General features: G+C 75.4%; 1 protein-coding gene. It reads left to right on the top strand.

The window, feature by feature from the left end; all coding sequences use genetic code 11:
- Positions 1-512 precede the first annotated feature (512 nt).
- The coding region (locus GPJ59_RS39020) for a helix-turn-helix transcriptional regulator (RefSeq protein WP_219672399.1) at positions 513-882 on the top strand (370 nt) is incomplete at its 3' end.

Raw genomic sequence — 882 nt, 5'->3', positions numbered from 1 at the left:
CCGCACAGAACGCGTCCTCCGCAGCCATGTTATAAGTAAGACGACGCCACCCCCCCCCCCGCCCCCCGCGGGATGACGGCAAGGGGGGAGGAGGGTGGGGCCCCCCCCCCCCCCCCCCCGCCCCCCCCCCCCGAAGGAGACCGCGCCCCCGGGGCCGCCGAACCCATAACCCCCGTTACCCCCCCCCCCCCCCCCCCGCCCCCCCCGCCCCGCCCCGACCCCGACCCCGGCGCCGGCGCCGGCCGCAACCCCCACTCCCGAGCCCAGCCGCCGCATCACCATCGCGACGGACTCCCCCGAGACCATCGCGGACGCCCTGACCGCCCACCTCGACCCGGACGACCTCAAGGCGGTCACAGAACTCCTGATGACCCGCATCTGACCTGACCCGCACCGCACCACGCACGCCGGGGGCGCTGACGGCATTAACGCCGTTAACGCCCCCACGTGCGTTTCATGTGCGTTCCAACGTGCGTTTCACGTAGGCTCGGCCCTGGAGGTTGGAGATACCCATGCACAACGAACAAGAGAGCCTCTTCGCAGCGGTCGACGCCCTGCTCGAAGAAGCAGCCGCCCAGGACGTGCTCCCGCACCCGGACGAGCGCAAGCGCCTGCGCGAAGCCGCCGGCCTGAGCCAGGACCAGGTGGCCAAGGCCCTGTCGGTCCGCCGCGAGACGGTCACCTCCTGGGAGACCGGCCGCACGGAACCCCCACCCCCCCACCCCTCCCCCCCCCCCCCCCCCCCGCCCCGCTCCCCCCACCCTCACCCCCGCACCCCAGCCCCACCCGCCCCCCCCACCACACCCCCCCTCCCACGCGACCCCTCCCCCACCCCAGCCCCCTCCACCCCCACCCGCCCCCCCCCCCCACACCCCACACCAC

Source organism: Streptomyces bambusae, from assembly GCF_019400985.1.
Lineage (GTDB): Bacteria > Actinomycetota > Actinomycetes > Streptomycetales > Streptomycetaceae > Streptomyces > Streptomyces bambusae_A.
This window is presented reverse-complemented; position numbering and strand designations above follow the sequence as displayed.